The sequence below is a fragment of the Sphingobium wenxiniae genome, from assembly GCF_007830065.1.
GTDB lineage: Bacteria > Pseudomonadota > Alphaproteobacteria > Sphingomonadales > Sphingomonadaceae > Sphingobium > Sphingobium wenxiniae.
Genome location: NZ_VLKK01000002.1, coordinates 162,155 through 188,226 on the forward strand (window position 1 = coordinate 162,155; position 26,072 = coordinate 188,226).

Consider the following 26,072-nt stretch of genomic DNA (forward strand, 5'->3'; position numbering starts at 1 on the left):
CCCGCAGAATGAAGATTCATTATCTGATTACCAGCCTTGAAAGCGGCGGCGCCGAGGCGGCGGTTCCCCGCATCGTCGCGGTCATGCGCAAGGCCGGTCACGAGGTTGAGGTGACGGCATGTGAGCCGCGCGACATGGCGGCCGCCCGGCTGCTGGATGAAGCAGGGATTCCGTATCGTTTGCTGTTCGACAGGCGCCGGAGCAAAACGGCGACGATCCGGGCTTTCACTCGTCTCATCCGACACGCGCGTTCCGATGTGATCTGGACGTCGCTGAGCGCGGCGGGGCTGGTCGGAATGGTCACAGGCGCGATGCTGGGCATACCGGTGGTCGGCTGGAAACATAGCGCCAGCATCCGCCTGCATACGCGCCTTACGCGGCGCCTGAGCCGCTTATGGGTGGCGGACTCCCCGTCCGTGGCCGATTTCCTCACCGGCAAGCTCGGCATGGCGGACGATAAGGTCATGACATGGCCGTTGTTCGAGCAACTGACGTTCGAACAGCCGCCGGAACCATGGGATGGACGGGAAGTCCTGCGGATCGGGAGCATCGGCCGTCTCCATCCGGTGAAGAATTACGACCTGCTTGTCGAGGCGATGGCGCGCTTGCGGCAGTCGCGCCCCGATCTCTCGAACCGCGTCCACCTGACGATCGTGGGCGAGGGCCCGGAGCGCACCAGGCTGGAAGGGCTGGTCGCCCGCCATGACCTTCGGCCGATGGTGGACCTGCCCGGCGCGGCTTCCGACGTGCGCCCCTGGCTCCAATCCTGGCACCTATATGTGCAGCCGTCGCGCTATGAAGGCATGTGCCTGGCCGCGCATGAGGCCATGTCGGCCGGATTGCCGGTACTCGTCACGCCCGTGGGAGAATTGCGGGAGAGCGTTCGCGCCAGCGGGGGCGGCCTGTTGCTGGAGGGCGATGTGGTGCCATCCTGCGCCGCCGCCATCGAAGCGCTGATGGGCGATCCCGAACGGCTCGCCGGCATGGGCGAGGCGGGGAAACGCTATATCGGGCGGACCTATGGCAAGGCCGCTTTCGAGCAGGCGGGTCTGGCGGTCATTCGCCGGGTCGAGGAAATCGTCGCGGCCGGTTAGAAAGCTCGGGCGATCTTGATCCCGAGATGGCGAAAGGAACGAACCGTCCGCTTGGCGTCCACCAGCGTGACCGGACCCGCCGCCGACATTGTGTGCAAGCCGTCGACATAGGGATGGAAAGCGCAAGGCGCAGCGATATGGGGACCAGCCGCGATCTGGGGCGCCGGATCGCCAGCGTCGCGCATCTCGCGGATCGCGATCGCCCCGCCATAGGTCTTGCGGCAATCCTGTGTCGGCAGAAGCAGCCTGTCATCCTGCCAGAGCGGCGTCCCTCCCATCCGTGCGCCGCCTCGATCGAGCAGGATCGGGGCTTCTTCCGATACTTTCCAAGGCCCGAACAAACAGTCTGCCCGAGCGAGTTTCAACGCGCTTGTCCGCCACGGCTTGGGGCCGGGCGGCGTGTAGAATATCCGCCAACCGCTCGCGGTGCGGACGGGCGTTGCGTCTATCGCCGCCTCCGGGAAGACGAACCGCTCCTCCGCTTCCCAGCGCCAGGGAAATTCGGTGGCGCGATAAAGCGTCAGGCGGCCCGATTTATAGGCTTCGGGGAGCAACCATATGGCTCCGTCCGCTTCGAAGACGAACGGATAGGACAGGTGCCAAGGTTCCCGCAATGCAGGCTCCCGCGCGAGAAGATTCAGCTTTTCGTCGAGGATCAGGACATCGATCGCGCCGTGGCGGGTACGGTAATCGTAGGTTTCGACAAATATATGGAGCAGGCCATCCTTCCACAGACCGAAGGGATCGGCCATGAACCGGAGCGGCCCTTCCGCCGGCAGCCATAGCATCTCGAAACCGTCCAGCGACCCGGCGGCGATGATGGCGGCCATCGGCGCCTTGACGACGCCCACGCGCCATAGGTCCGTCCGGATCACCGGCCGTCGCTTTTCGATGATGGAAGGGATTGCGGCGTTCCCAGCGGATAGCGGGCGACCAGCCCTTCCACTCTCCGCCATATGTCCGCGTCCAGCGGGGCCGCCGTTCGATAGGCCCGCTGTCCCGATACCGCCTGTTCGATCATGTCGTCATGCCGGCTTCCCATCAGGCCGTTGATGGCGCTCAGATAGCGAGACATTTTATAATGGTGCTCGCTGGGCCGAAGCGAACGAAGCGTGTCGTAGAAGGATACATGGCGGCTCACGATCTTTCGCATCGTGTGAAATTCATGGCCCGTCAGCCTTTCCTGCTCCAGCGCCTTTGCCAGGCGGCGAATTTCCGTCTTGCGATAAGCCAGGAAGCCATCGGCGGTGTCGAGGCGGATGGCGCGCGCTCTGCGTTTGACCATGGCCCAGAAGGGCCTTGCGAGCAGCGCGCGCAACAGCAGGGCATAGCCTGTCACCGCGCCGCGGCGGCCATTGCGGAACGCATCCTGCAAGTGGCCCATGATCGCAACGGCAAGGCTGAACAGCGGGGGCACCCGATGGCGCGCGTCGTAAAGCACCAGCGCGAAACGGAGATGTTTATATTTCGCGCGAATATGCTTGTATTGCAGGCGCTCGGCAGGGGAGAGATCGCCTTTGCGCAGGAGCGTGCTCACCAATCGCAACAGATCGTTCCTGCGGACGCCTTCGCTCCAGAAGTCCAGGCACAGCGCGAAGCAGCGCCCCATCTCCTCCCGCGAACAATGCAGGTCGATCGGATCGGGCAGGCCGACATCGGGATCGACCACATCGTCGATTTCCACGGCTTCGAAAAGGGCATGGAGCGTCTCGGGCGGGAATGTCTCCCATGCGGGATTGCTCGGGGCCGTCATGCCGCCGCCGCCTCGCCATGGTGGGAGAGCGACGCCCGCCTCCGATAGACCGTCAGCGTCGGGATCAGCGTGAACAGGGCTTTCATGCACATGCCGCCGACATAGGCGATGCCCGCCCCCGCCAGTCCCAGTCCATGGATCAGGGCGACAAGGATGATCCCATAGCCCAGCGCGGCAAGACCTTCCGCGACCAGCGCTGCGCGCTGTCGGCCCGCCATATAGAGCAGGGATTCCAGCGGGAAGCTCGCCGTGGAAACCACCAGCGATACCGCCATGATCTGCAACAGGTCGAAGGCGCCCAGATAGCGTTTGCCAAAGACCAGCGAAATCAGCGGCTCGCCTCCGATCATCACCACCAGGCACATCAAAAGACCCATGCCGCCGGCGAGCAATCCGGAGCGAATGGCGAGCTGCCAGGGTTGTTTGCTGGCCGGATCGAGCCGCATGATCTCCGGATAGAAGCTCTTTTCGAGGAAATTCGCTGGCTTGCCGGCGGATTCGAAGAAGGTCGACGCGATCCTGAACAGCCCGGCAGCGGCCGGCCCCAGCATCCCCCCGACGACGACATTGCTGAGCGGACCCCAGGCCGACCAGATCGAATGGGCGATGTTCGTCGTCCAGACAAAGTCCCATGCGCCCTTGATCCGCCGCGCGGGGGCAAGGAGGCCCGGGCGGAGCGCATGTGGTATCTCCCGGCGCTTCAGTTCCCGGGCCGCGAAGAACCAGAGCAGCAGGTCGCCCACGAGTTCGGCGACATACCAGGTGATCACGAAGCCTGCGAACCCCAGACCGCCGACATAGGAAATGATGCTTCCCATGGCAGTCAGCAATGGGGTGACGAGCTGCTGAACGGCAATATGGTCGAACCTGTCGAGCGTGCGCAAAATGCCTGTCGGCGTCGCCGCGGTCATGATCGGAATGAGCGTGCAATAGAGCAGCGCCAGAGTGAGATCCCCGTCGTCTATCCCGACCCATTGGGCGAGGAACGGTAGCAACGCCATGCCGGCGACCAGACCGACCGCGCCACTCGCCAGATCGAGGCCGAAGGAAAAGCGCGTGGCGTCGCGGAACCGATCGACATCGTTGCGGACAAGGGCCGGCGCGCCGAAGCGGACGATGAACTGCCACGTCTGGAACTTGACCAGCGCGCTGACGCCGCTGGCATAGGCCTGCACCACCGCCAATGTTCCGAACAGGGCCGGGGAAAGCGCGTGCCCGGCGCAAGCCAGCGCGACCAGGCTCAGCAGGGCGCCGCCAAGCTTGCCCGATCCCAGATAGGCGGCATTGCGGAGAATGGCGCGGAAGGCGCCGTCGGAAAACCAGTGTTTCATCGGGATGGGGAATCTACAGGGACTGTCCTGCCATATTGGCTCTCCAGCAGTTTCGCGATCACCGCTTTTGCCTTGGCCTCAACCTTCTGGAGCGGTTCGTCCGCGTCGAGTTCGACGATCGGCGCGCCCTGAAAGGCCAGGCGGGAAAGATCGTCGATCTTGCGGGCGAGCGAGGTGGGACGATGATCGGGTTTGCGCGCCTGGGCCACCGGCAGACTGACATTGAGGCGGATCACCAGATCGGGCCGATGGGCCACCATGACGTCGAACTTGCGCCTTTCCCTGCGGGCCAGCCAGCCGATCAGCCCGGTCGGCCGGGCATTGCCGAGTCCCACCCCATCCATCGGGCCTGGCACCTCGATCTGGGGAAAGCGGTCCGCGATGATCAGATTACCCGCCCGTCGCAGCTTCATCATGCGCCGAAACCGGCGCTCCCGCCGCACGGTGAAGGCATAGATCCCGATGGCCGTTGCAAGGCCCGGCCCCCGCTCGGTCTGGGCAGCCTTCGCTTTCCTGTAGATCGAGCGCTCCAGCCGGGCGCCGAAAAGCGGCATCCGGGCGAGCGCCCGGCCGATATTGCCGCTTTGCTTGCCAAGGTGGCAAATGACGGTCGGCTGGAATTCCGCCAGCCAGTCATGCAGCACTTGCGTCATGGTGGACTTCCCCGATCCGTCGCAGCCGACAATGGCGATCATGGGAGGAAACGGGGAAGGATGCATTGATGGACCTAAAATTGTTGATCGAAAATCCTTGGGGCGCTCCTGATGAACGCCTCCTGGGATAGGAAAAGAGCGACGGACGTTGCCGGTGCGACCCAATGGTCAAATCGCTCTGGCCACCCTGCCGACCGCGTTCAATGCCGTTGCCAGAACCGCATCGTAAGGAAGCGTTGCGTCTATCTCGAATATTCTGGAACCGTTATATTTTATCCGCGGCATATTCTCCGTCTTGTCACGCAGTTCGGCGATGGGATGATCCGATTTGCGGCTGTAGGCCGTGTCCGCGTCTATCGCCAAACGGATGATCAGGGCGGGCCTGTGCTCCGCCATGCGATCGTATATCTTCTGCTCGCGCTGCGCGAGCTTGCGCACGAGCCGGTTGTTGCTGCGCTCGACGGCGATTCCCGGCCCGTCATAATGGAAACCGGCTATTTCCGCCTGGGGATAGCGTTCGGCGATGATCAGCACACCGCTTTGGGCCCGCCTTCTCAGGCGGCGCAACTGCCGGACGCGCCATAGGGAAAACAGATACATTATGGTTGCCGTGAAGGGGCCGGGAATTTTCTTCTTCATATCCTGCGCCCGCCGGACCTTGGCCGCGAGATAATGTTCGAGGGCCACTCCGATGAACGGCAGTCGCTTGATCTTGTCGCCTGTCTCACCGGAGATCAAACCCATATAACGGCGTTCGGCCGGCCGCTCCTGTCGCAAGGCGGCGACCAGATCCTTCACGAGCCGCGTCTTGCCGGAACCATCGCAGCCCACGACGGCCACTATGCCGGGAAGGTGGATCGATTGGCCGGCCGCGCTCTGCGCCGGGGTGAAGGCATCCGGAGGATTCGGCTCGATGCGCTCGAATGTCGCATTCGGTTGGTTGATCCACATCATACGTCTCCGCGCACGGCTGAGGTGCGCCAAATCGGGTTGAATGCGGCGATCGCATGAGGAGCCTGACTGCCATGCGGTCGCCTTCGAACGGGTTGAGGACCTTTGCGTCAGCCGGGAGCGGCAAAGTCGGCGCTCGGCCTTTGGATTTCGCGCACCGCAGCCAATGCCGCCCGCAAAACCTCGGCGTAGGGCGCATTGCCATCCAGATCGACAATCCGCGCGCCATTGAAGGCGAGCGTGGGAATGACTCTCACCTTGTCCCGCAACATCGCAAATTTGTGGTCGGGTTTGCGCGCGTGGGCCGTCCCGGCGTCGACATTGAGCCGGATGAGCAATGCCGGCACATAGCGCGCCATATCCTCGTAAAGACGCCGCTCCCGCGCGGCGAGCCATCGGACAAACGCCGTCCCGGCATCGCTCGCCGCAAGGCCGGGACCGTCGAAATAGAAGCCCGGCGCTTCGGCTTGGGGATAGCGGTCGGCGATCACGACGACGCCCCGGCGGTTCAGGGCCAGCATTCGTCGGAATTTATGGCGCCGCCATCGGGACAGGAGGTGGATGGCGAGGGCGGTGATTGCATCGGGTGCGGCCGATTTGTCCTTATCGCCATGGGCACGCTGACTCCTGCGCACCAGAGAGCGCCCGATTGCCGGGCCGATCAGCGGCAGGCCCAGGATACTCCGCAGAATATTTCCGGAATCCTGGCCCAGATACAGGAATTGCGTCGGGCATTGATCTTGCAAATGGGCATGTAAATCGGCGGTCAGCGTGGATTTGCCGGCGCCGTCGCAACCGACGACGGCGATAACCCTGTCAAGTGGAATTGCCTCGCGCTTGCAGGGCACCGCCTGAGTAGCCGGGGGGGCGTTTTCGTGGTTCCCAAGGAACGTCTCTCGGGCGTTCACGATAGGAGATGCATGGGGGTAATTCTCAACCATAAGCGAATATACGCTTTAGGATTCTGGATTATTCCCTCGCCTTTCGGATCGTGCGGCCGGCCGGGATTTGTGGGCGAGCCGCCTTGTTAGAGCGTTCAGAGCAATGCCGACTGTGGGCCGGGAAGCGCGTCGCCGTGCAAAGATGGCTGGAAGCGCGCCTCTGGAACCTGGACGTGATCGGGAAGCCGCTCGCACAGAGGATGGAAAGCGTCAGGGTTCATCCAGAAATCGTTTCAAGTCGATTTCGTCGTCCGGCTGCAACACCGGCACGCGCGCGGCGATATCGTGCGCCCATTGAAGGTGAAGCGCCGCATCGCTCTCGCCGGCCGCATCCAGCAGTTCCAGCGCCTCGCGCATCAACATGACCGCGCGGTCCCGCATGGAGCCGGCGTCCATCATGCGGTCCGCTCGCGGAGCGGCGTGGATGAAATGGCGGCGAGGGAAGACGGCGCACCCGCCTCGCCGATCTCGACCGCGTCCTTGCCGGCGCGTTTCACGGCGTACATGAGCTGGTCGGCGCCATGCATCATCATCGCCTCGTCGCGCGGGACGTCGGGGGGGATCACCAGCGCGCCCATGCTGCACGTCACAGGATACGGCGTTTCGGCCAACACCGCCGACAATCGGGCATGGAGCGTTGCGGCGAGCAGGCGGCCGTCTTCGGCCGAATGGACCGAAATCAGGAAAGCGAACTCATCGCCGCCGATACGGCCGAAATCGTCGTCGCGACGGATGATATCGGCCGCCCCTTGCGCGAAGGCGCACAACACCGCGTCGCCGGCGGCATGGCCGTGGACATTGTTGATGCTCCTGAAATCGTCGAGGTCGAGCATCGCGATCAGCAGCGTGCGCCCGCCGCGCGCGGCGGCGTCGAGCGCGGCCCTGGCGCGATGGTGGAAAACTTCCTTGTTGAGCGCCCCGGTCGTCCGGTCGCGCAGTGCCAGATAACGCTCTCTGTCGAACGACCGCCGGAAACTGGCGACGGTCGCCGCCACGAACAGGTAAGTGGCGACATGCACGCCGGTCCGCATGCCCAACACCGCCAGGGAATGCCGCATGTTATCATCCCAATGCGGCGCAACGGCGAGGATCGCGGTGAGCAATGCCACGAGATAGCCGGCACGCTCGCCGAGCGTCCAGCAAGCCGCGCATATGATCGGGATGTAGAGCGGCGCGAGTGCGATTTCGCGAAGATGATTGTCCGCAATCGCCAGTGCGGATGCCACGACGAGGACCGCGAGCCAGGCCCGTTCTCTTGTCAGCGATTCCAGATGACCGGCAAGCCGGCCGACAGGCAGATGGCTATTCACGCGCGTCCTACTCGATCCCGTACGTCCCCAGTCCGCACGCGCCGGACAGCCGGCGGCACGTCTCCATTTCAGGAGGCGTACCGGCCACTGAACCGGGTGTAGAAAACCTGATGATCGTCAGGCGCGAACGCTTGTGGCTTAGCTGCTGCCCGGCCTTCGACGCGAGGGTATCCTTTGTTGACCAGATGTTGGCAAGAAAGGAGTCGGTCATGTCGAAGAAGATCGTGGTGCCGTCCTATTTGGCGGCGATGGATCGAGCGGAGGCCGATCCTTCGGCGGCGCGCTTTTGGGTTGGCCTGGATGTCGGCTACAAGAATACGGCGGTCTGCGTTCTCGATTGTGACGGCGCGATTGTTCACCAGGTCTCGATGAAGAGCAGCGCCACCGAGATCGGACGTTATCTGCGCAAGAACTTCAAATCGCATGTGACGCTGATCGGCATTGAGAGCGGCGGGCTGACGCCGCATCTGACGACCAAGCTGCGTGCGCAGGGCGTCCAGGTTGTAGTGCTCGATGCGCGCCAGGTGCATCGCGTGTTGTCGGTCAAGCGGAACAAGACCGACACGAACGACGCACGCGGCATCGCCGAGATCACGCGGACGGGCCGGGAATATCTGACCGAGGTCTATGTCAAATCGAACCTGTGCTTCGAGATCAGGGCCTATCTCACCATGCGCGACCGCCTCGTAAAACAGCGACGCGAGACCGAGGCGATGATCCGCGGCCTGGTGCGGGTCTACGGCGGACGGATCGAGGGTGGGACCGAAACCGCGGCGAGCTATCGCAGCCGCGCCATCGACCAGATGTGCCTCATCGCCGACACTGAAGGCGTCGATCTGCGACCACGGGTCCTGCCGCTGCTCGATCTGTGCGAAGGCTTCTACGTCGAGGCCAACCGCATCGAGCGCGAGCTGGAACTGCTGGCCGCGTCGAACCCGGTCTGCAGGCGGTTCATGGAGATCCCCGGCGTCGGCACGATCACCGCCGTATCGTTCTACAGCGCGATCGAGGACCCGACGCGCTTCCGGCATGTCGACGATGTGGCCGCCTATCTGGGCCTGACCCCGCGCGTCTACCAGTCGGGCGAGAGCCTGACGCATGGCGGCATCAGCAAGATGGGCAACCAGCTCACCCGCACGCATCTGGTCGGCGCCGCGACCGTCATGCTGTCGAACACCCGGTCGTTCAGCACGCTCAAGGACTGGGGCCTCAAGCTCAGCAAGCGGATCGGCTTCAACAAGGCGAAGGTCGCGCTGGCACGGAAGCTGGCGATCATCATGTTCAGTCTGTGGCGTGACGGCACCCACTTCATGGCCAAGGCGGCCGACGTGCCGGCGCACCGGGCGCTGATGCAGAGCCGGCTGCCGGCCTGAGCGCGCAGGTTCACACCAGGTTCGCTCGCACAATGGCGGCGAAACAGTCCTCCCGGGAGGCGGAGGGATCGGAGACTTCGGGTCTAAAGGTGAGGTGGTGACAACCTCGTGACGCTTGTTGAAGCTCCACCCTTTGCTAGTGAATGCCCATACTGCGGCAGGCGATCGGCCCAACGGCCACGACAAACGCCCGACCGCGAAGAGACTTTGGGCCGGGTGGCCTTGGACATGCGCGTCCGCCACCCGGTCGATAAGCTCGACCGGCTCTCTTTGCAGGAGGTTTCGACGCCTCCACCCGCGTCTCCGCAGGCAGGGATGACGCTAGCGCGAAACCTTTAAGAAAACCAACAAAAGTTGGCGGCGGCAAAGTCCGTCTCAGTGACGGCGGAATCCTGGATCGTTTACGCGACGTTCGCGACGGCAATATGACGGAGACTCACTCGAAGCGCCCCCCGGCCGGAGCGGCGCGCCACGAATCTGCCGTAACGGAAGGATCAAAAGGGGAGATCAGCCTCGTCCATTGACCGCTGCGCCCCTGCAAGCAGTTGTCCAAAGGTCCGCCTAAAAATTAGGCACTGCTAATTTCGCAATGCACAATAAATGGGCAATAAAATTTCTTGTATAGACATTAATTGCGGTGCATCATGCGATTCGCAACTGTTGGGAACGGCCGCTAGAAGCCGCCTCTGCAAATAGCAAAAAAGGGGAAATTCATGTACAACAGCCGACTGCTTCGCCGCACCCGTTTGCGCTGCGAAATCGCCTCCACCTTTTTCCTGCTTACCGCCGGCGCCGCCATGCCGGCCCATGCCCAGACTTCCCAGCCGCCTGCCGCTGCCCCTGCCGATGGCGGGTCCGACATTGTCGTCACGGCATTGCGGCGGGACACCACGCTCCAGACGACACCGATGGCGATCACGGCGCTGACCGGCGAGACACTGACCAATGCGGGCGTCACCAACATCGCCGACTACGCCAAGTTCGTGCCCGCGCTGCGCATCCAGGACAACGGCCCAGGCCAGCGCCGCGTCAGCCTGCGCGGCGTGCAGGCGTCGGGCGAAGCGACCGTGGGCGTCTATTATGACGACACGCCCGTCACCGGATCGGTCGGCGTTTCGAGCGACGCGGCGGGCCGCACGGCCGATTTCACCCTATTCGACGTCAACCGGATCGAGGTGCTGCGCGGGCCGCAGGGCACGCTTTACGGCGCCAGTTCCATGGGCGGCGCGATCCGCGTCATCTTCAACAAGCCGAGCCAGGATTATGAAGGCAAGGTCGAAGGCCAGATGCAGACCACCAAGGGCGGCGGCTTCGGCTATTTCGTCAACGGCATGGTCAATGTCCCGCTGGTGCCGGACCTGCTGGCCGCCCGCGCCATACTCTATCGCCGCGACAGCAACGGCTATGTCGACAACAGCTTCCTTGGCCGCAAGAATGTGAACGACTATACCGCGACCGGCGGCAGACTGATGCTGCGCTTCACCCCGGCCCCCAATTTCACGCTCGACGCGACCGCCGCCTTTGAAAACACCGATGCGGTGTCGGCAAGCTGGAACCCGCTCGTGGGCGATTACAAGTCCGCCGCGCAGATCGTCCTGCCCTATACCGACAAGTCGCAACTCTACAGCCTGACCGCCGCCTGGGACATGGGCGGCGCCACGCTGACCTCCATCTCCAGCTATCAGCACCGCAAGTCCGCCTATGCCGCCGACGACAGCTATTATATCGGCACCTACCGGACGGAGGCGCGTTGCGCCGCCTATGTGAACGGCGATGCGAACAGCCCCTGTTCGTCGGGCCAACTGACCGGCTATTATGGCTATATCGACAGCCTCAGCCCGGCGGCGATCTACTATCCCGGTTCGACCAAGGACTTCACGCAGGAAGTGCGCCTGAGTTCCAGCGGCGAGTCGGCTTTCGACTGGACGATCGGCGGCTTCTACCAGAACCGCAAGAATGACGTGACGTCCGAGGACGCCCGTGCCGACAAGGCAAGCGGCGAGATCATCATGCCGGTCGAAATCTTCTACCGCCGCGAAATCTTCGACAAGCTGAAACAGGTCGCGGTCTTCGGTGAGGGCACCTATCATGTTACCCCGGCGCTCAGCCTGACCGCGGGCATCCGCTATTTCGACTATAGCAAGACCGTGTCGGGCTTCACCGATATCGGCTGGACGCTGATCGGCGCGCCGGTGCGGCCGCTCAACACCGTCGATTCCTCCGAGAACGGCACGCTGCTCAAGTTCAACGCATCCTGGCAGGCCAATGCCGACATGCTGTTCTATGCGACGGCATCGCAAGGTTTCCGTCCGGGCGGCGCGAACCAGGTGATCGGCCTGTCGGCGGACCTGACCCCTTATGAATCGGACAAGCTGTGGAATTATGAGGTTGGCACCAAGCTCAGCCTGCTGGGCCGCAAGCTGACGCTGAACCTCGCCGCCTTCCAGATCGATTGGGACAATATGCAGGTGAGCGGCCGCACCACCAACGGCGCCTTCTCCTTCCTGTCCAACGCGGGCGCCGCGCGCATCCGGGGGCTGGAGGCCGAAGCCTTCCTCCGTCCGGCCGAGGGGCTGACGCTGAACCTGGCGGGCAATTATCTGGATGCCAAGCTGACCGAGGATCAGGTCAACGATTCCGTCGTGGCTGCCGGGCGCGCGGGAGACCGCATTCCCTTTATCCCGCATTTCAGCGGGTCCTTCGGCGTGGAATATCGCATGCCGGTCAGCAGTTCGGTCGACTTCTTCGCGCGCGGGGACGTCAACTATGTCGGCGCCTCCTATTCCGAATTCCGGGCGACCAACATCTATCGCGTGAAGATGGAAGATTATGCGCTCGCCAATGTGCGCGTCGGTTTCGAGTTGCCGGAAAGCGACACGGGCGTCTATCTGTTCGTGAACAACATCTTCGACAGCGTCGCGATCAACCGCGCGTCGATGTCTTCCACCCCGAACAGCTATTCGGCAACGTCGGCCGCGCCGCGGACCGTGGGCGTCAACCTGCGCCGCCACTTCTGATCGCCTCCGGAGAAACAGCGACATGACCACCATGAGAAAAGTGACAAGCATCCTGCTGGCCGCGTCGGCGATGGGCCTTGCCGCCCCGGCGCTGGCCGATGTTCCCACGCCCAAGGCGGTGCTGGGCCATGATGTGGGCGAGGATTATTATCTCGCCAATTATGAGGATTCGATCCGCTATTTCCAGGCTCTGGCCAAGGCGTCGAACCGGATCAAGCTGTTCGAGACGGGCAAGACCACCCATGGCCGGACGATGGTCTATGCGGTGATCTCCACGCCGCAGAACATCGCCAATTTCGATAAATATAAGGCGATCTCGAAGCGGCTGGGCGACGCCCGCGGCCTTACCGACGAGGAAGCGCGCAAGCTGGCCAAGGACAGCCCGGTCATCGTCCATATCGACGGCGGCATGCACGCCAGCGAAGTGTCCGACCATCAACTGCCGCTGGCCCTTGCCCATAAGCTGCTGTCGGCGAAGAATGACGACGAGGTCGACGCGATCCTCAAGAACGTCATCCTCGTCCTCTGGCCGACGTTGAATCCCGACGGGCAGGACATGGTCGTCGACTGGTATCGCAAGCAGCGCGGCACCCGGTGGGAAACCAGCCGCACGCCCTGGCTCTACCAGGAATATGTCGGCCACGACAATAATCGTGACGGCTATATGCTGAACATGAAGGAAAGCCAGGTCGTCAACGCGACCGAGCAGGATTATGCCCCGGTCATCTGGTATAGCCAGCATCAGGTCGCGCCCTTCCCCGCGCGCATCTGGGTGCCGCCTTTCGCCGATCCGGTGTCGTCCAATATCAGCCCCTATATGCGGATATGGACCAACACCATCGGCACCAACATCATGGCGCGGATGGAAACCGAACAGAAGCCGGGCGCCATCGCGCAGGCGCGCTTCGACAATTGGTATGCGGGTTTCCTCGACTATATCCATGTCTTCCGCAACACGATCTCCTTCTTCACCGAGACCGCGCATGACAGCGCGACGCCCAAGACCTACAAGGTCGAGGACTTTCCCAAGCCGATGCAGGACCTGAAGGCGCAGATCATGTATCCCAACCCCTGGCGGGGCGGGGAATGGCGCCTGAAGGATTCCGTCGACTATATGATGACGGCGTCCATGTCGGTGCTGGAGACGGCGCAGAAATATCGCGAGACATTGCTCTACAACCGCTATCAGGCGGGCCGCGACATGATCGCCGCGGCGGCGAAGGACGGCCCGGCCGCCTATGTCATCCCCGCGAGCCAGGCCGACCTGCCCGAAGCCGCATCGCTGGCGCAGCTCATGATCGCCCATGGGCTGGACGTGATGCGGATCGACCAGCCGACCAGCATCGGGGGCCGGAATTATGCGGCCGGAAGCTGGGTGATCCCGATGGACCAGCCCTTCGCGGGCCTCGCCCGGGAATTGTTCGAGAAGCAGAAATATCCCGACGCGGTCCTGAACGGCGACGGCCAGCCCGCCGACCTGCCCTATGACGTGACCGGGTGGACGCTGCCGATGCAGATGGGCGTGCATGTGGACCGGATCGACCAGCCGATCGACGGCGCGGCGCGCGCCGCCATGCAGAAGGTCGCGGCCGCTACCCCGCCCGCCGGCGGGATCAACGGGTCGGGCAGCACCTATCTCGTCGATCGCCGCGTCAACAACAGCTACCGCGTGCTGAATGCGGCGCTCGCCGCCGGGGGCAAGGCGGTGTGGACCAACGCGGCGCTGTATCCCGGCACCGCGCCGCAGGACGCCATCGCCATCACCGGCCTGTCGGCGGCCGCCATGGGCAAGATCGCGTCGGACCACAGCGTCGCGGTCACCGCATCGGCCGACAAGCCAGTGGGCGAAGCAGTGCATAAGGGCCGCGTTGGCCTCTATCGCCCCTGGGGGTCGAACATCGACGAAGGCTGGACCCGCTGGCTGCTGGAGCAATATAGTTTCGCGCCCAAGAGCCTCTATAATGCGGACGTCAAGGCCGGGCTTTCGGGCAAATATGACACGATCGTCATTCCCGACCTGACCGCGCCGTCGAAATCGCGTCCCAGCGACACCACGCCGCCGGCCAATTTCGAGTCCCAATATAAAGGCCCGCTCGCATCGCTGATGGACGGGTTCAGCCCGAGCCAGATGCCCGCGCCCTATTATGGCGGCATCGGCGCCGACGGCGCGGAAAAGCTGAAGAGCTTCGTCAGCAGTGGCGGCACGCTGGTCGCGCTCAACAATGCGTCGGACGCGATCATCGATCTGTTCGGCCTGCCGGTGACCAACATCCTCAAGGATGCAAAGAGCGAGCAGTTCTTCTGCTCCGGCGCGCTGTTGCAGATCGACCTCAAGCCCGGCACCCGCGTCAGCGCGGGGATGCCCGCCGATCCGATCGTGATGTTCGAGCGCGGTCCCGCCTTCGCGCCCAAGCCCGGCTTCAAGGGCGAGGTGCTGGCATCCTACGCCCCCACCGGCAATCCGCTGCGCAGCGGCGTGCTGCTCCATCCCGAAGCGATCCAGGGCAAGGCCGCCGCGCTGGAGGTGGAATATGGCAAGGGGAAAATCTACCTCTACGGCTTCCGCCCGCAATGGCGCGGCCAGTCGCATGGAGCCTATAAGCTGCTGTTCAACACCCTCTATCCCGAAGGCGGGAAGAGGTAAGCGAAAAGGGCGCCGTTCGCGGCGCCCTTTTTGACGAAACACACCGGGACAGACTCTATCGCGCGGAAGCCCCCGGCCCGAAGCGCGCCACCATGTCATAGGCATCGCCCAGGAAAAGCTGCCGCACATAGGTGACGCGCTCCGCCCCGCGCCAGGTGCGGCGCTCGACGCAGAGGCAAGGCGATCCGGCAGGCACGCCCAGCCAGCGCGCCTCGTCCCCCAATGCGGCCACGGCGGAAATCCGCGTCTCCGCCTCCGTCCAGGGGACATGCTGCAACAGCCAGCTGCCAGGCGGCACGCTGTCCAGATCGGCCCTTACGATCTCCGGCACCGCCGTCGCGCTCACCAGGCGGAATTCAACGCCCAATGGCGCGCCGTCCACCATATGCACGCCGTCGATCTGCATCAGCGCGCCGCAGCCGGCCAGCAGTGCCTCCTCCTGATCCTCACCCGCCCCGCGCAGCACGCGGCGGATCGGGCGATAGGCATAATCCTGCCCCCGCTCGCGCACCTGGGCGGCGATGTCGGGCACGTCGAGCACCATCGAATGCACTCGGGGACGCGCGACGAAGGTGCCCGCGCGCTTGCGCCGGACGATCAGGCCCGCCGCCGCCAGCACCGACAGCGCCTTGTTCACCGTCATGCGGGAACAGCCATATTCCTGCATCAATTCTTGCTCGATCGGCAGGCGGTCGCCCGGCGCCAGTTCCCCGCCCAGGATCCGGCCCTCGAAATCGGAACGAATCCGTTCATGCAGCGGCATCTTCACGCGATCAGTGTCTCCAGCGCAGCATGATAATCACGAAGGATGCGGCTGCGCGCCCGGTGCCGTCCCTGATGCACCAGCTTTTCCCCGTAGTGCCAGACACAGTCAATGGCCGACCGTCCAGCGGCGAAAAGGAAGCTGTCCGTGATCGCATCGCCCTGCCGATGCAGGAGGGCGGGATGATCGGGATCGAGGCTGACGATATCGGCGGGCAATCCAACGGCAAGGCCGCTCCGGACGCCCAGCGCCGCCGCTCCTCCCGCCAGCGCCGCAGCATGGAGCGCGGCGCCGGTGGACTGCCCCGCCCCCCGCGCCAGCATGTTGCGCCCCCGGCGGGTCAGCCGCTGGCCATATTCCAGCAGCCGCAACTCCTCCGCGCAGTCGATCAGTATGTTGGAATCGCTGCCGATGCCATAACGCCCCCCCGCCGCCAGAAAAGCCTCCGCCGGAAAGACGCCGTCGCCCAGATTCGCCTCGGTAATGGGGCACAGCCCGGCGATCGCGCCGCTGCGCGCCATCGCGGCCGTTTCGGCATCCGTCATGTGGGTGGCATGGACCAGGCACCAGCGCCCGTCGACATCGGCATGATCCAGCAGCCATTCGACCGGCCGCCGCCCGCTCCAGGCGAGGCAGTCCTCGACCTCCTTCACCTGCTCGGCAATGTGGATATGGACGGGTCGTCCGGCCGCCAGCGGTTCCAGCAGCCTCAACTGGTCCGGCGATACGGCGCGCAGGCTGTGCGGCGCCACGCCGACCACCGCATCGGGCAAACTCGCCACATGACGGCCCGCTCCTTCGAGCAGCCGGGCATAATCCTCGACCGAGAGGATGAAGCGCGACTGCCCATCGCGCGGCGGCTGCGCGCCGAAACCGGAATGGCTATAGAGCACGGGCAGCAGGGTGAGGCCGATCCCGCTCTCGGCGGCGGCGGCGGCGATGGCCCCGCTCATTTCCGCGAGGTCGGCGAAATGCGCGCCATTCCGGTCATGATGGAGATAGTGGAACTCGCCCACACGGGTGAAGCCGCTCTCCAGCATCTCCGCATAGGCAAGCGCGGCGATGGCGCGCACATCGTCCGGCGTCATCCGGTCGACGAAACGGTACATGATGTCGCGCCAGGTCCAGAAGCTGTCGTCGCTCGGCCCCCGCCGCTCCGTCAGGCCCGCCATGCCGCGCTGAAAGGCATGGCTGTGAAGGTTGGGCATGCCGGGCAGGCCGCAGCCATGGCGCTCATCCTTGGGACGCGCCTCGACGTCTATTTCCAGCGCCGTGATCCGGCCGTCGCGGATCGTCACGCGCACATCGCGCGCCCAGCCTTCGGGCAGCAGCAGATGGTCGAAAAACAACGATTTGGCGTTTTTGCCGGACCCGCTACTCATAAATCTGCTCCTTGGGTTGTTTTTTGTCTATACATTAAATCCGAATGGTGCAATCACCATGAGCGACAGGTGAAGGGTCTTATATCCATGCAATGCGACACAGTCTGGAAAGATGCGCGCCTTGCCACCATGGCGGGCGACGATCTGGGGATTATCGATCATGGTCTGATCGCCGCGCGCGACGGCATCATCCTCTATGCTGGCCCCAAATCCGGCGCGCCCGCCTTCGACGCGGCGCGGACCGTCCGCTGCGAGGGCCGCTGGATCACGCCGGGGCTGATCGACTGCCACACGCATCTGGTCCACGGCGGCAATCGCGCGCGCGAGTTCGAGATGCGGCTGGAAGGCGCGTCCTATGAGGCAATCGCGCGGGCGGGCGGCGGCATCCTCTCCACCATGAAGGCGACGCGCGCGGCGGGCGAGGCGGAACTGATCGCATCCGCTCTTCCCCGGCTGGACGCGTTGATCGCCGAGGGCGTGACGACGGTGGAGGTGAAGTCGGGCTATGGTCTCGATGTAGCGTCGGAGATGCGGATGCTGCGCGCGGCGCGGCGGCTGGGCGCGGAACGGCCGGTGCGGATCGAGACGAGCTTCCTGGGCGCCCATGCCCTGCCGCCCGAATTTGCGGGCGATGCGGACGGCTATATCGCCATGCTTTGCGACGAACTGATGCCGCAGGTGGCCGCGAGCGGGCTGGCCGATGCGGTGGATGCTTTTTGCGAGGGCATCGGCTTCACATCGGAGCAGACGCGGCGGCTGTTCGAGGCGGCCGCGCGTCATGGCCTGCCGGTGAAACTTCATGCCGAACAATTGTCCAACCTGCACGGCGCGGCGCTGGCGGCGGAATTTGGCGCACTGTCCGCCGATCATCTGGAATATCTGGATGAAAGCGGGATCGCAGCGATGGGGCGGGCCGGGACGGTCGCCACGCTGCTGCCGGGCGCTTATTATTTCGTGCGCGAGACGAAGCTGCCGCCGATCGAGGGGCTACGACGCGCGGGTGTGCCGATCGCACTGGCGACCGACTGCAATCCAGGCACGTCGCCGCTCACCTCGCTGCTGCTGGTGATGAACATGGGGGCGACGCTGTTCCGGCTGACCGTTGCGGAATGCCTGGCGGGCGTGACGCGCAACGCCGCGCGGGCGCTGGGTCTTGGCGAACGGATCGGAACCATCGAGGCCGGCAAGAGCTGCGATCTTGCCATCTGGGACATCGAAAGTCCCGCCGAACTTGTCTATCGCATGGGGTTCAACCCGCTCCATGCCCGTATCTGGAGTGGTCAATGAACGAAGTCATGCTTTGCCCCGGCGACGTGACGCTCGCCCAATGGCGCGCGGTGTATCGCGGCGCGGCGGTGCGCCTCAATCCGGAGTGCGCGAAGCGCGTGGCTGAAAGCGCGGCGGCGGTCGCGCGCATTTTGGCGAAGGGTGCGCCGGTCTACGGCATCAACACCGGCTTTGGAAAGCTCGCCAGCGTCCGCATCGGCGACGACGATCTGGCGAGGCTCCAGCGCAATATCGTGCTGAGCCATGCGGCGGGCGTGGGCGCACCTTCGCCGGTGCCGGTGGTGCGGCTGATGATGGCGCTCAAGCTCGCCAGCCTGGCGCAGGGCGCTTCGGGCGTGCGGCCCGAAACGATCGCTCTGCTGGAGGCGATGCTGGCGAAGGGGTTGACGCCGGTCATCCCCGCGCAGGGTTCGGTAGGGGCGAGCGGCGACCTTGCCCCGCTGGCGCATATGGCCGCGACGATGATCGGCGTGGGCGAGATTTTCATCGGGGACGCGCGGCTGCCCGCAGCGGAGGCTTTGAAGCAGGCGGACCTGTTGCCGGTCGAACTGGGGCCGAAGGAAGGGCTGGCGCTGCTCAACGGCACGCAATTCTCGGCCGCCAATGCGTTGGCCGGATTGTTCGAGGCGGAATTGCTGTTCCAGTCGGCGCTGGTGACGGGCGCGCTCTCGACCGAAGCCGCCAAGGGTTCCGACACGCCCTTCGATCCGCGCATCCATGCCCTGCGCCGTCACAAGGGGCAGATCGAGGTCGCCGCCGCCCTGCGCGCGCTGATGACCGGATCGCCGATCCGCGCCAGCCATCTGGAGGGCGACGCGCGGGTGCAGGACCCCTATTGCCTGCGCTGCCAGCCGCAAGTGATGGGCGCGGCGCTGGACGTGCTGCGGCAGGCGGCGGCGACGCTGGAGATCGAGGCGAACGGCGTTTCGGACAATCCTCTGATCTTTCCGGACACCGACGAGGCACTGTCGGGCGGCAATTTCCATGCCGAGCCGGTCGCCTTCGCCGCCGACATGATCGCGCTTGCCATTTGCGAGATCGGTTCCATCGCGGAGCGCCGCATCGCCATGCTGGTCGATCCGGCGCTGTCGGGCCTGCCTGCTTTCCTCACGCCAAAGCCCGGCCTCAACTCCGGCTTCATGATCCCGCAGGTGACGGCGGCCGCGCTGGTGAGCGAGAACAAGCAGCGCGCCTATCCCGCCAGCGTCGATTCCATTCCGACGTCGGCCAATCAGGAGGATCATGTGTCCATGGCCGCCCATGGCGCACGCCGCCTGCTGGAGATGGCGGAGAATGCGACGGCGGTGATCGGCATCGAATGGCTCGCCGCGGCGCAGGGCGTCGATTTCCATGCGCCGCTGGCGTCGAGCGAGCCGCTGGAGGTCGCCCGCACCTGCCTGCGCCGCAAGGTGCCGACGTTGGCCGACGACCGCCATTTCCACCCCGATATGGAGCGGGCCACTGCGCTGGTCCGATCGGGCGCGCTGGTGGCGGGCGCGGGCGATCTGCTGCCGGAGGTCGCATGAAGGATTGGCTGGAAATCATCCGGGGCGACGCGCCGCTGATCGTCTCCTTTCCCCATGGCGGCACGGAGCTTGCCGATGTGGAGAGCGCATTCCGTTCCCCTTGGCTGGCGCGGCGGGATGCCGACTGGTGGATGGACCGGCTTTACGGCTTTGCGCGGGAATTGGGCGCGACGATGGTTCGCAGCCGCATTTCGCGCAGCGTCATTGACCTTAATCGCGATCCTTCGGGGGCTTCGCTCTATCCGGGGCAGGCGACGACGGAATTATGTCCCACCACCACCTTTGACGGCGATCCGCTTTATGTCGGCGCAACGCCTGACGAAGCGGAAATCACACGGCGGCGGGAGGCGTGGTTCGCGCCCTATCATGCAGCGCTGGAAGAAGAGATCGCCCGGCTGCGCGCACGGCATCCGCGCATTGTCCTCTATGACGCTCATTCGATCCGCAGCCATGTGCCGCGCCTGTTCGACGGCGAATTGCCGCAGTTCAACATCGGCACCAATGGCGGCGTCACCTGCGATCCGGCGCTGGAGAGGGCGGTGACGGACATCTGCGCGAATAGCGGAATGAGCCATGTGCTGAACGGACGTTTCCGGGGCGGCTGGACGACGCGCCATTATGGCCGCCCTGAAAAAGGCGTGCACGCGATCCAGATGGAACTGGCCATGCGGGGCTATATGGACGAGCCGGATGTGCTCGACGAAGCCAATTGGCCGACCGCCTGCGACCCGGCGCGTGCCCCCGTTACGCCGACCCTCATTCAAATCCTGAAGGCCTGCGTCGCCTTCGTCGAGCAGGAAGCCAAGCCATGACCCGTATCGACAACAGCCGCATCATCAAGGCCCCGACAGGGCCGGAACTGTCCGCCAAAAGCTGGCTCACCGAAGCGCCGCTGCGGATGCTGATGAACAATCTCCATCCCGACGTGGCGGAACGGCCGGAGGAACTGGTCGTCTATGGCGGCATCGGCCGGGCGGCGCGCGACTGGGAAAGCTATGACCGGATGGTCGAGACGCTGAAACGGCTGGAGGCGGATGAAACGCTGCTGGTCCAGTCGGGCAAGCCCGTGGGCGTGTTCCGCACCCATGAAGATGCGCCCCGCGTCCTCATCGCCAACTCCAACCTCGTGCCGCATTGGGCGAATTGGGAGCATTTCAACGAACTCGATAGGCGCGGCCTCGCCATGTATGGCCAGATGACCGCCGGATCGTGGATCTATATCGGCACGCAGGGCATCGTGCAGGGCACCTATGAAACCTTCGTGGAAATGGGACGCCAGCATTATGACGGCGATCTTGGCGGCAAATGGCTGCTGACAGCGGGTCTTGGCGGCATGGGCGGGGCGCAGCCGCTGGCCAGCGTGATGGCGGGCGCGTCCTGCCTCGCCATCGAATGTCAGCCGAGCCGGATCGAGATGCGGCTGCGGACGGGCTATCTGGATGTCGCCGTCTCCACCATCGAGGAGGCGATGGCGATCATCGACAAAAGCTGCGCCGACAGGAAGCCCGTGTCGGTCGGCTTGCTGGGCAATGCGGCGGAGATTTTGCCGGAGCTTTATCGGCGCGGCATCCGGCCCGACCTGCTCACCGACCAGACCAGCGCGCATGATCCGGTGAACGGATATCTCCCCATCGGCTGGACCGTGGCGGAGTGGATCGAGCGGCGCGAACGGGAACCCGAAGCCGTGGCGAAGGCGGCGAAAGCCTCCATGGCCGTCCATGTCCGCGCGATGCTGGATTTCCAGGCGGCGGGCGTGCCGACCACCGACTATGGCAATAATATCCGCCAGGTGGCGAAGGATGAGGGCGTGGAGAATGCCTTCGACTTCCCCGGCTTCGTCCCCGCCTATATCCGCCCGCTGTTCTGCCGGGGCATCGGGCCGTTCCGCTGGGTCGCGCTATCGGGCGACCCGGAAGACATCTATCGCACCGACGCCAAGGTGAAGGAGTTGTTGCCCGACAATGCGCATCTCCACAACTGGCTCGACATGGCGCGGGAGAAGATCCAGTTCCAGGGGTTGCCCGCGCGCATCTGCTGGGTGGGGCTGGGCGACCGGCACCGGCTGGGCCTTGCCTTTAACGAGATGGTGGCGAAGGGGGAATTGAAGGCCCCGGTCGTCATCGGCCGCGACCATCTGGACAGCGGATCGGTCGCGTCCCCCAATCGCGAGACGGAAGCGATGAAGGACGGCAGCGACGCCGTTTCCGACTGGCCATTGCTCAACGCGCTGCTCAACACGGCGTCGGGTGCGACATGGGTATCGCTCCACCATGGCGGGGGCGTGGGTATGGGCTTTTCCCAGCATAGCGGCATGGTGATCGTCGCCGACGGCACGGCGCAAGCGGCCAGGCGGCTGGAACGCGTACTGTGGAATGATCCCGCCACCGGCGTCATGCGTCATGCCGATGCGGGCTATGACATCGCGCGGGACTGCGCGCGCGAAAAGGGCCTCGACCTGCCCGGCATATTGGGGTGAGCGTCACGCAGATCATCCGGGCGGGCGACTGTCCGGAGGTCGCCTGGAAGAATGGCGGGGGCACGACGCGGGAAATCGCCGTCTTTCCGCCTGGCGCGAGCATGGACGATTTCCTCTGGCGGCTCAGCATGGCGCGGGTGGAAAGGGCGGGCGCCTTTTCCACCTTTGCGGGCATCGATCGGGTCCTGGCAGTGCTGGACGGTGTATTGCATCTGTCCGGTCCGGCACTCGACGTTCGGCTGGGCGGCGCCAGCGCGCCCTACGCCTTTGATGGATCTGCGGCCGTGACGGGAGAGCCGGTGGACGGCCCGGTGCTGGACCTTAACGCCATGGGACGGCGCGGCGCGTGCCACATCGTGATGCAGCGTCTCCGCGCCGGCGACGTTGCGCCCTCTCGGGGAGCAGGCTTCCTTGTCGCGCTCGAAGCTCAACAGTTGGGAAATTCCATGCTTGAGCGATGGGACTGCGCCCGCATGGATGGCCCCCTGCATGTCATGGGGCCATCCATTCTGGTCCAATTCGTCCAGGGCGTTTGAAGCCTCCGCCCTCGCTGGAGAGCCGCATGGACCGTCGGCGTAATCCGACTTCAGCTTGACGCCCCTTGCACGGCGGCTGTGGCCGCCATGGCTTCCAGTTGCAGCCCATATTCAAGATCATCCAGCGCCGCTTGATGTGCCGGACAAAGGCGCTGCGGGTGTAGCGCAGTCCCCCCGCGACATTGGCTGTTATGGCCCTATAATCCGAGGCCATTTCGCATCTGCGATCCGCCGGGAAGATTCATATTCTTCATGACAGCCCCTGCAAGGCGCGTCCGGCGATGCCTCAATCAGGCCGGATTTTCTGAATGCGGCTCTGTAGCGCCTCCCGCTTCCCTCAGTCGATCAAGCCTTCCTTGCGAAACGCCGTGACCGCAGCCCGCCGTGCCGAGTTGGCTGCGGGGAAGCCGGCATAGCCGGAGGCATGATAGATCACTTCTTCCAGTTCCTGCATCGTCAGGCCATTGGCGAGCGCGATCATCATGTGGATTTGCAGTTCATCCTCGGACCGAAGGCCGATCAGAATGCCGAGAGTGAGGAGACTCCGCGCCCGCTTGTCCAGCCCGGGCCGGGTCCACAAACGCGCGAAGACATTCTCAAAGGCGATGGGGCCGATTTCCTGGGCGAACCCGGTTTTGGCGCCGCCTTCCGCCGCTTCGCGCATGACCTGCGAATCAAAGCTCCTGAGCAGCGCAAGTGCCGCTTCGCGCTGCTCATCGGTGATTTTGGCATTCGGCTCATGCATCAGACATCCCCGCTTGTTGCCGAACGACGTCGTGCATAGCGCCGTTCCTATGGGATGATCGGTTAATGGTTCAACATTGAATACACAAGGGCGTCACTGCCCGGCCGGTGCCGCATTCGTCGACGGATGTGCCCTGACAAATCGGAGCATCGACACATGACCCGACTGGGGGAGGTATACTCAATCCTGGCGGTCGATGGCGCCTTCCGCTTGCATGTGCGAGCGGCTCCCGTTCCGCAGGCCATGTGTCCATTCGGCAGGCTTCATCGGCGCGAAGGCGTCGTCGGCCCAATGCGGCGATTCCCCGGGAATCCCGTAGCGGAACGGTCGGCCCTTGGGGATATAGAGCGTTCCGAACATCCAGTCGTAGATGGCCAGCATGATGCCATAATTCCGGAAATTACCACCGTCACGCCCATAGCCATGATGGCTGTGATGCACGCCGGGCGATATCAGCACATGTTCCATCGCGCGAAACGCCGTTCCGACACGCGGATGCGCGCGAATGGCGTCATCCCAGCGGAAGTCGGCATGGGTTATGATGCCCCACAACATGAACAGGGTCACGGCGAAGCCGGCGGGCAGGGCCAGCCCCAGATAGAGCGACAGCGCGAGGACCCACGAAAGCCCCCCGACCAAAGTCCAGAACAAGCTGGTGCGGAAGTTCAGCAGCACATTCACATATTTGCCGGTGTGATGCGTGCGGTGCATCCGCCAAAGCCAATCCATATGGCGCGCGCCCTTGAACTGGTGGGACAGGCGATGAACCCAGTAGTTGGCGAACTCGCCGAGCAGCACGATCGCTATCAACGACGGCAGGAATGGCGCACCGGCCAGCGCGCCTTTCCATTGCGGCAGCAACGCCGCGAGCACGGACGCGATCGCTGCAGCGCTGAGCGGCCTCAACAGCAGACCGAAAAGGATGCAGATGGTGTTAACGAACCAGTCGTTACGGCTGTAAATCCCCCGATGGCGGCCCACGACAAGCTCTGCGATGAAGATGACGCCGGTCACGGCGAATACCCAGTGGATCAGATTACCCATATATACCTCCCCGACTGCTATCCGCCGGCTGGAATCATATTTCCAATACATCGTAACCGGTTTATTGATAGCAGATGACTATGATAGATATTTCCGTGCTCCGCTATGTCGTGACGCTCGCCCGCTGCAACACCTATGCTGAGGCGGCTGAGGAACTGCGGATTTCGCAGCCATCGCTGACCCGGGCGGTGCAGCAGTTGGAGCGGCATTATGGTGTCCGCCTGTTCGACCGGGGCCGTAATGGCGCATCGGTGACGGCCGAGGGGCGCAATCTGATCGAAGGAGCGGCCGGGCTGATCGCACACGCCGAAAATCTTGAGCAGCAATGGGCGAGCATCGCTTCAGGTGTAGCGGGGATCGTCCGTTTCGGGATCGCGCCGATGCCTGCGCGAGCCCTGCTTGCCGACGTGCTCGCCGAGCGGATGAGGGCCTATCCGGAGGTGCGGAACGAGGTTGCGGTCGGCAATGTCGACCGGCTGGTGCAGCTTCTGACGAGCGGTCGGATCGAGTTCTTCATCGCCGCCGAAGGACAGATAGAGTCGGCCCCACATCTGTCCAGCCGGCCCCTCGGTGAGTTTCCGGTGGACCTGATCGTCCGGGCGGGCCACCCATTGACGCGACCGGATGCAAAGCCGGGTCCCTATCCATTGCTCATGTCGAGCAGGACGGGTCTTGCGCTGGCCGCGGAGATGGCGCGAATGGATGTCGGGCGTCCCCACGTCATCGACGACTTCAACGTGCTTGTCGAACTGACCTTGGAGAGCGATGCCATACTGCAAACCTCGGCCTACACAGTCGCAAAGGAGTTGCGATCCGGCACTCTGACGCGGCTCGATTGGCAGAGCGGCGTCAGCTCGCGCATCATGTTCTATTCCATGGAACGGCGCAGCCTTTCACGCATGGCCGCGACACTCAAAGCGATGTTCCAGTCTCGCATCGTTGCTCTGCGCGATCAAGCATCCTAGAGCAGTATCCGATCATTCCGGTTCATATCCCGCAGCGGTGAAGGGGCCGGCGCGTGCACGCCCTCGTGAGGTCACTCGCGTCGTCCGGCTCGTCTTTCTCGATCCCGCCATCGCCAGCGCGGATTGTCGACGGAAAGATGCCCCCGCACATCGACACCAACGGCTGATGCAAACAGACGCCATTGCGTTAAGCTGAACCGAGCAACCTATACTTCTCGGGATATCGCAACGGCGTTAATCGCGATGAGACACCGGGGCGGTCCTTGGCGGCACCCAGCCCG

At 64.1% G+C, this 26,072-nt stretch carries 22 protein-coding genes; 10 read left to right on the plus strand and 12 right to left on the minus strand.

The annotated features are described in order from the left end of the window. The first annotated feature begins 8 nt into the window (after window positions 1-8). Window positions 9-1,094: a glycosyltransferase gene (locus IQ35_RS03175; protein WP_145071945.1), complete on the plus strand. Its 1,086-nt coding sequence runs from the start codon at window positions 9-11 to the stop codon at window positions 1,092-1,094. Here IQ35_RS03175 and IQ35_RS03180 read toward each other — a convergent pair. From IQ35_RS03180 to IQ35_RS03215, 8 genes are all read right to left on the minus strand, one after another. Continuing rightward, on the minus strand, window positions 1,091-1,969 hold the full coding sequence (locus IQ35_RS03180; RefSeq protein ID WP_199739904.1) for a glucosamine inositolphosphorylceramide transferase family protein: 879 nt from the start codon (window positions 1,967-1,969) through the stop codon (window positions 1,091-1,093). The genes IQ35_RS03175 and IQ35_RS03180 overlap by 4 nt on opposite strands. Then, complete coding sequence (locus IQ35_RS03185; RefSeq protein WP_145071946.1) at window positions 1,966-2,847, minus strand: hypothetical protein; 882 nt, start codon at window positions 2,845-2,847, stop codon at window positions 1,966-1,968. The genes IQ35_RS03180 and IQ35_RS03185 overlap by 4 nt, the downstream gene beginning before the upstream one ends. Further along, window positions 2,844-4,178, minus strand: coding sequence for a lipopolysaccharide biosynthesis protein (locus IQ35_RS03190; protein ID WP_145071947.1), 1,335 nt, complete (start codon window positions 4,176-4,178; stop codon window positions 2,844-2,846). The genes IQ35_RS03185 and IQ35_RS03190 overlap by 4 nt, the downstream gene beginning before the upstream one ends. Then, the gene (locus IQ35_RS03195) at window positions 4,175-4,831 is read right to left on the minus strand and encodes a nucleoside/nucleotide kinase family protein (RefSeq protein ID WP_236614788.1); all 657 of its coding nucleotides are present in this window, start codon (window positions 4,829-4,831) and stop codon (window positions 4,175-4,177) included. The genes IQ35_RS03190 and IQ35_RS03195 overlap by 4 nt, the downstream gene beginning before the upstream one ends. A gap of 168 nt (window positions 4,832-4,999) precedes the next feature. Then, window positions 5,000-5,785 (minus strand): nucleoside/nucleotide kinase family protein, encoded by a 786-nt coding sequence (locus tag IQ35_RS03200; protein WP_145071948.1) that lies wholly within the window; start codon window positions 5,783-5,785, stop codon window positions 5,000-5,002. Window positions 5,786-5,892: 107 nt separating this feature from the next. Then, complete coding sequence (locus IQ35_RS03205; RefSeq protein ID WP_199739905.1) at window positions 5,893-6,417, minus strand: nucleoside/nucleotide kinase family protein; 525 nt, start codon at window positions 6,415-6,417, stop codon at window positions 5,893-5,895. A 516-nt stretch (window positions 6,418-6,933) separates the two neighbouring features. Then, window positions 6,934-7,122: a hypothetical protein gene (locus IQ35_RS03210; protein WP_145071950.1), complete on the minus strand. Its 189-nt coding sequence runs from the start codon at window positions 7,120-7,122 to the stop codon at window positions 6,934-6,936. Further along, the gene (locus IQ35_RS03215; protein WP_145071951.1) at window positions 7,119-8,033 is read right to left on the minus strand and encodes a GGDEF domain-containing protein; all 915 of its coding nucleotides are present in this window, start codon (window positions 8,031-8,033) and stop codon (window positions 7,119-7,121) included. The genes IQ35_RS03210 and IQ35_RS03215 overlap by 4 nt, the downstream gene beginning before the upstream one ends. A gap of 209 nt (window positions 8,034-8,242) precedes the next feature. Here IQ35_RS03215 and IQ35_RS03225 point away from each other — a divergent pair, with 209 nt between their 5' ends. The 3 genes from IQ35_RS03225 (at window position 8,243) to IQ35_RS03235 (ending at window position 15,067) form a co-directional block, all read left to right on the plus strand. Further along, window positions 8,243-9,406: an IS110 family RNA-guided transposase gene (locus tag IQ35_RS03225; RefSeq protein WP_145071953.1), complete on the plus strand. Its 1,164-nt coding sequence runs from the start codon at window positions 8,243-8,245 to the stop codon at window positions 9,404-9,406. 713 nt (window positions 9,407-10,119) lie between these two features. Beyond that, window positions 10,120-12,423 (plus strand): TonB-dependent receptor, encoded by a 2,304-nt coding sequence (locus tag IQ35_RS03230; RefSeq protein ID WP_021245898.1) that lies wholly within the window; start codon window positions 10,120-10,122, stop codon window positions 12,421-12,423. Between the two features lie 22 nt (window positions 12,424-12,445). Then, on the plus strand, window positions 12,446-15,067 hold the full coding sequence (locus IQ35_RS03235) for a M14 family metallopeptidase (RefSeq protein ID WP_242003274.1): 2,622 nt from the start codon (window positions 12,446-12,448) through the stop codon (window positions 15,065-15,067). 55 nt (window positions 15,068-15,122) lie between these two features. Here IQ35_RS03235 and hutC read toward each other — a convergent pair whose 3' ends face one another. Further along, window positions 15,123-15,830 (minus strand): histidine utilization repressor, encoded by a 708-nt coding sequence (gene hutC, locus IQ35_RS03240; protein ID WP_145072061.1) that lies wholly within the window; start codon window positions 15,828-15,830, stop codon window positions 15,123-15,125. 2 nt (window positions 15,831-15,832) lie between these two features. Then, window positions 15,833-17,212 carry a formimidoylglutamate deiminase gene (locus tag IQ35_RS03245; protein ID WP_145071955.1) on the minus strand — a complete coding sequence of 460 codons (1,380 nt, stop codon included), beginning with the start codon at window positions 17,210-17,212 and terminating at the stop codon, window positions 15,833-15,835. Between the two features lie 87 nt (window positions 17,213-17,299). On the opposite strand from IQ35_RS03245, the gene hutI reads away from it, so the two are divergent. From hutI to IQ35_RS03270, 5 genes are read left to right on the plus strand one after another with little or no spacing between them, the layout of a single operon-like run. Beyond that, window positions 17,300-18,499 carry an imidazolonepropionase gene (gene hutI / locus IQ35_RS03250; protein WP_021245894.1) on the plus strand — a complete coding sequence of 400 codons (1,200 nt, stop codon included), beginning with the start codon at window positions 17,300-17,302 and terminating at the stop codon, window positions 18,497-18,499. Beyond that, on the plus strand, window positions 18,496-20,025 hold the full coding sequence (gene hutH, locus IQ35_RS03255) for a histidine ammonia-lyase (protein ID WP_145071956.1): 1,530 nt from the start codon (window positions 18,496-18,498) through the stop codon (window positions 20,023-20,025). Before hutI ends, hutH begins: the two co-directional genes overlap by 4 nt. Continuing rightward, entirely contained in the window at window positions 20,022-20,837 is an 816-nt protein-coding gene (gene hutG, locus IQ35_RS03260; RefSeq protein ID WP_145071957.1) for an N-formylglutamate deformylase, read from the plus strand. Before hutH ends, hutG begins: the two co-directional genes overlap by 4 nt. After that, on the plus strand, window positions 20,834-22,501 hold the full coding sequence (hutU, locus tag IQ35_RS03265; RefSeq protein WP_021245891.1) for a urocanate hydratase: 1,668 nt from the start codon (window positions 20,834-20,836) through the stop codon (window positions 22,499-22,501). The genes hutG and hutU overlap by 4 nt, the downstream gene beginning before the upstream one ends. Then, window positions 22,498-23,037, plus strand: coding sequence for a HutD/Ves family protein (locus IQ35_RS03270; RefSeq protein ID WP_021245890.1), 540 nt, complete (start codon window positions 22,498-22,500; stop codon window positions 23,035-23,037). Before hutU ends, IQ35_RS03270 begins: the two co-directional genes overlap by 4 nt. A 337-nt stretch (window positions 23,038-23,374) precedes the next feature. On the opposite strand, the gene IQ35_RS03275 is transcribed toward IQ35_RS03270, so the two are convergent. Together IQ35_RS03275 and IQ35_RS03280 are read right to left on the minus strand one after the other, a co-directional pair. After that, the gene (locus IQ35_RS03275; protein ID WP_021245889.1) at window positions 23,375-23,782 is read right to left on the minus strand and encodes a carboxymuconolactone decarboxylase family protein; all 408 of its coding nucleotides are present in this window, start codon (window positions 23,780-23,782) and stop codon (window positions 23,375-23,377) included. A 180-nt stretch (window positions 23,783-23,962) separates the two neighbouring features. Further along, a complete protein-coding gene (locus IQ35_RS03280) occupies window positions 23,963-24,826 on the minus strand; it encodes a sterol desaturase family protein (RefSeq protein ID WP_158636577.1) in 864 nt (287 codons plus the stop codon). A gap of 80 nt (window positions 24,827-24,906) precedes the next feature. Between IQ35_RS03280 and IQ35_RS03285 the strand changes: the two genes are divergently transcribed. Next, entirely contained in the window at window positions 24,907-25,791 is an 885-nt protein-coding gene (locus tag IQ35_RS03285; RefSeq protein WP_021245887.1) for a LysR family transcriptional regulator, read from the plus strand. Window positions 25,792-26,072 lie beyond the last annotated feature (281 nt).

Bases quoted from the DNA above. Each gene is read 5' to 3' on its own strand.
- IQ35_RS03285 (WP_021245887.1), top strand. From the start codon at position 24,907: ATGATAGATATTTCCGTGCTCCGCTATGTCGTGACGCTCGCCCGCTGC.
- hutC (WP_145072061.1), bottom strand. From the start codon at position 15,830: ATGCCGCTGCATGAACGGATTCGTTCCGATTTCGAGGGCCGGATCCTG.
- IQ35_RS03245 (WP_145071955.1), bottom strand. From the start codon at position 17,212: ATGAGTAGCGGGTCCGGCAAAAACGCCAAATCGTTGTTTTTCGACCAT.
- IQ35_RS03175 (WP_145071945.1), top strand. From the start codon at position 9: ATGAAGATTCATTATCTGATTACCAGCCTTGAAAGCGGCGGCGCCGAG.
- IQ35_RS03275 (WP_021245889.1), bottom strand. From the start codon at position 23,782: ATGCATGAGCCGAATGCCAAAATCACCGATGAGCAGCGCGAAGCGGCA.
- IQ35_RS03280 (WP_158636577.1), bottom strand. From the start codon at position 24,826: ATGGGTAATCTGATCCACTGGGTATTCGCCGTGACCGGCGTCATCTTC.
- IQ35_RS03200 (WP_145071948.1), bottom strand. From the start codon at position 5,785: ATGATGTGGATCAACCAACCGAATGCGACATTCGAGCGCATCGAGCCG.
- IQ35_RS03190 (WP_145071947.1), bottom strand. From the start codon at position 4,178: ATGAAACACTGGTTTTCCGACGGCGCCTTCCGCGCCATTCTCCGCAAT.
- hutU (WP_021245891.1), top strand. From the start codon at position 20,834: ATGACCCGTATCGACAACAGCCGCATCATCAAGGCCCCGACAGGGCCG.
- hutG (WP_145071957.1), top strand. From the start codon at position 20,022: ATGAAGGATTGGCTGGAAATCATCCGGGGCGACGCGCCGCTGATCGTC.
- IQ35_RS03235 (WP_242003274.1), top strand. From the start codon at position 12,446: ATGACCACCATGAGAAAAGTGACAAGCATCCTGCTGGCCGCGTCGGCG.
- IQ35_RS03210 (WP_145071950.1), bottom strand. From the start codon at position 7,122: ATGATGGACGCCGGCTCCATGCGGGACCGCGCGGTCATGTTGATGCGC.
- hutH (WP_145071956.1), top strand. From the start codon at position 18,496: ATGAACGAAGTCATGCTTTGCCCCGGCGACGTGACGCTCGCCCAATGG.
- IQ35_RS03185 (WP_145071946.1), bottom strand. From the start codon at position 2,847: ATGACGGCCCCGAGCAATCCCGCATGGGAGACATTCCCGCCCGAGACG.
- IQ35_RS03225 (WP_145071953.1), top strand. From the start codon at position 8,243: ATGTCGAAGAAGATCGTGGTGCCGTCCTATTTGGCGGCGATGGATCGA.
- hutI (WP_021245894.1), top strand. From the start codon at position 17,300: ATGCAATGCGACACAGTCTGGAAAGATGCGCGCCTTGCCACCATGGCG.
- IQ35_RS03195 (WP_236614788.1), bottom strand. From the start codon at position 4,831: ATGACGCAAGTGCTGCATGACTGGCTGGCGGAATTCCAGCCGACCGTC.
- IQ35_RS03230 (WP_021245898.1), top strand. From the start codon at position 10,120: ATGTACAACAGCCGACTGCTTCGCCGCACCCGTTTGCGCTGCGAAATC.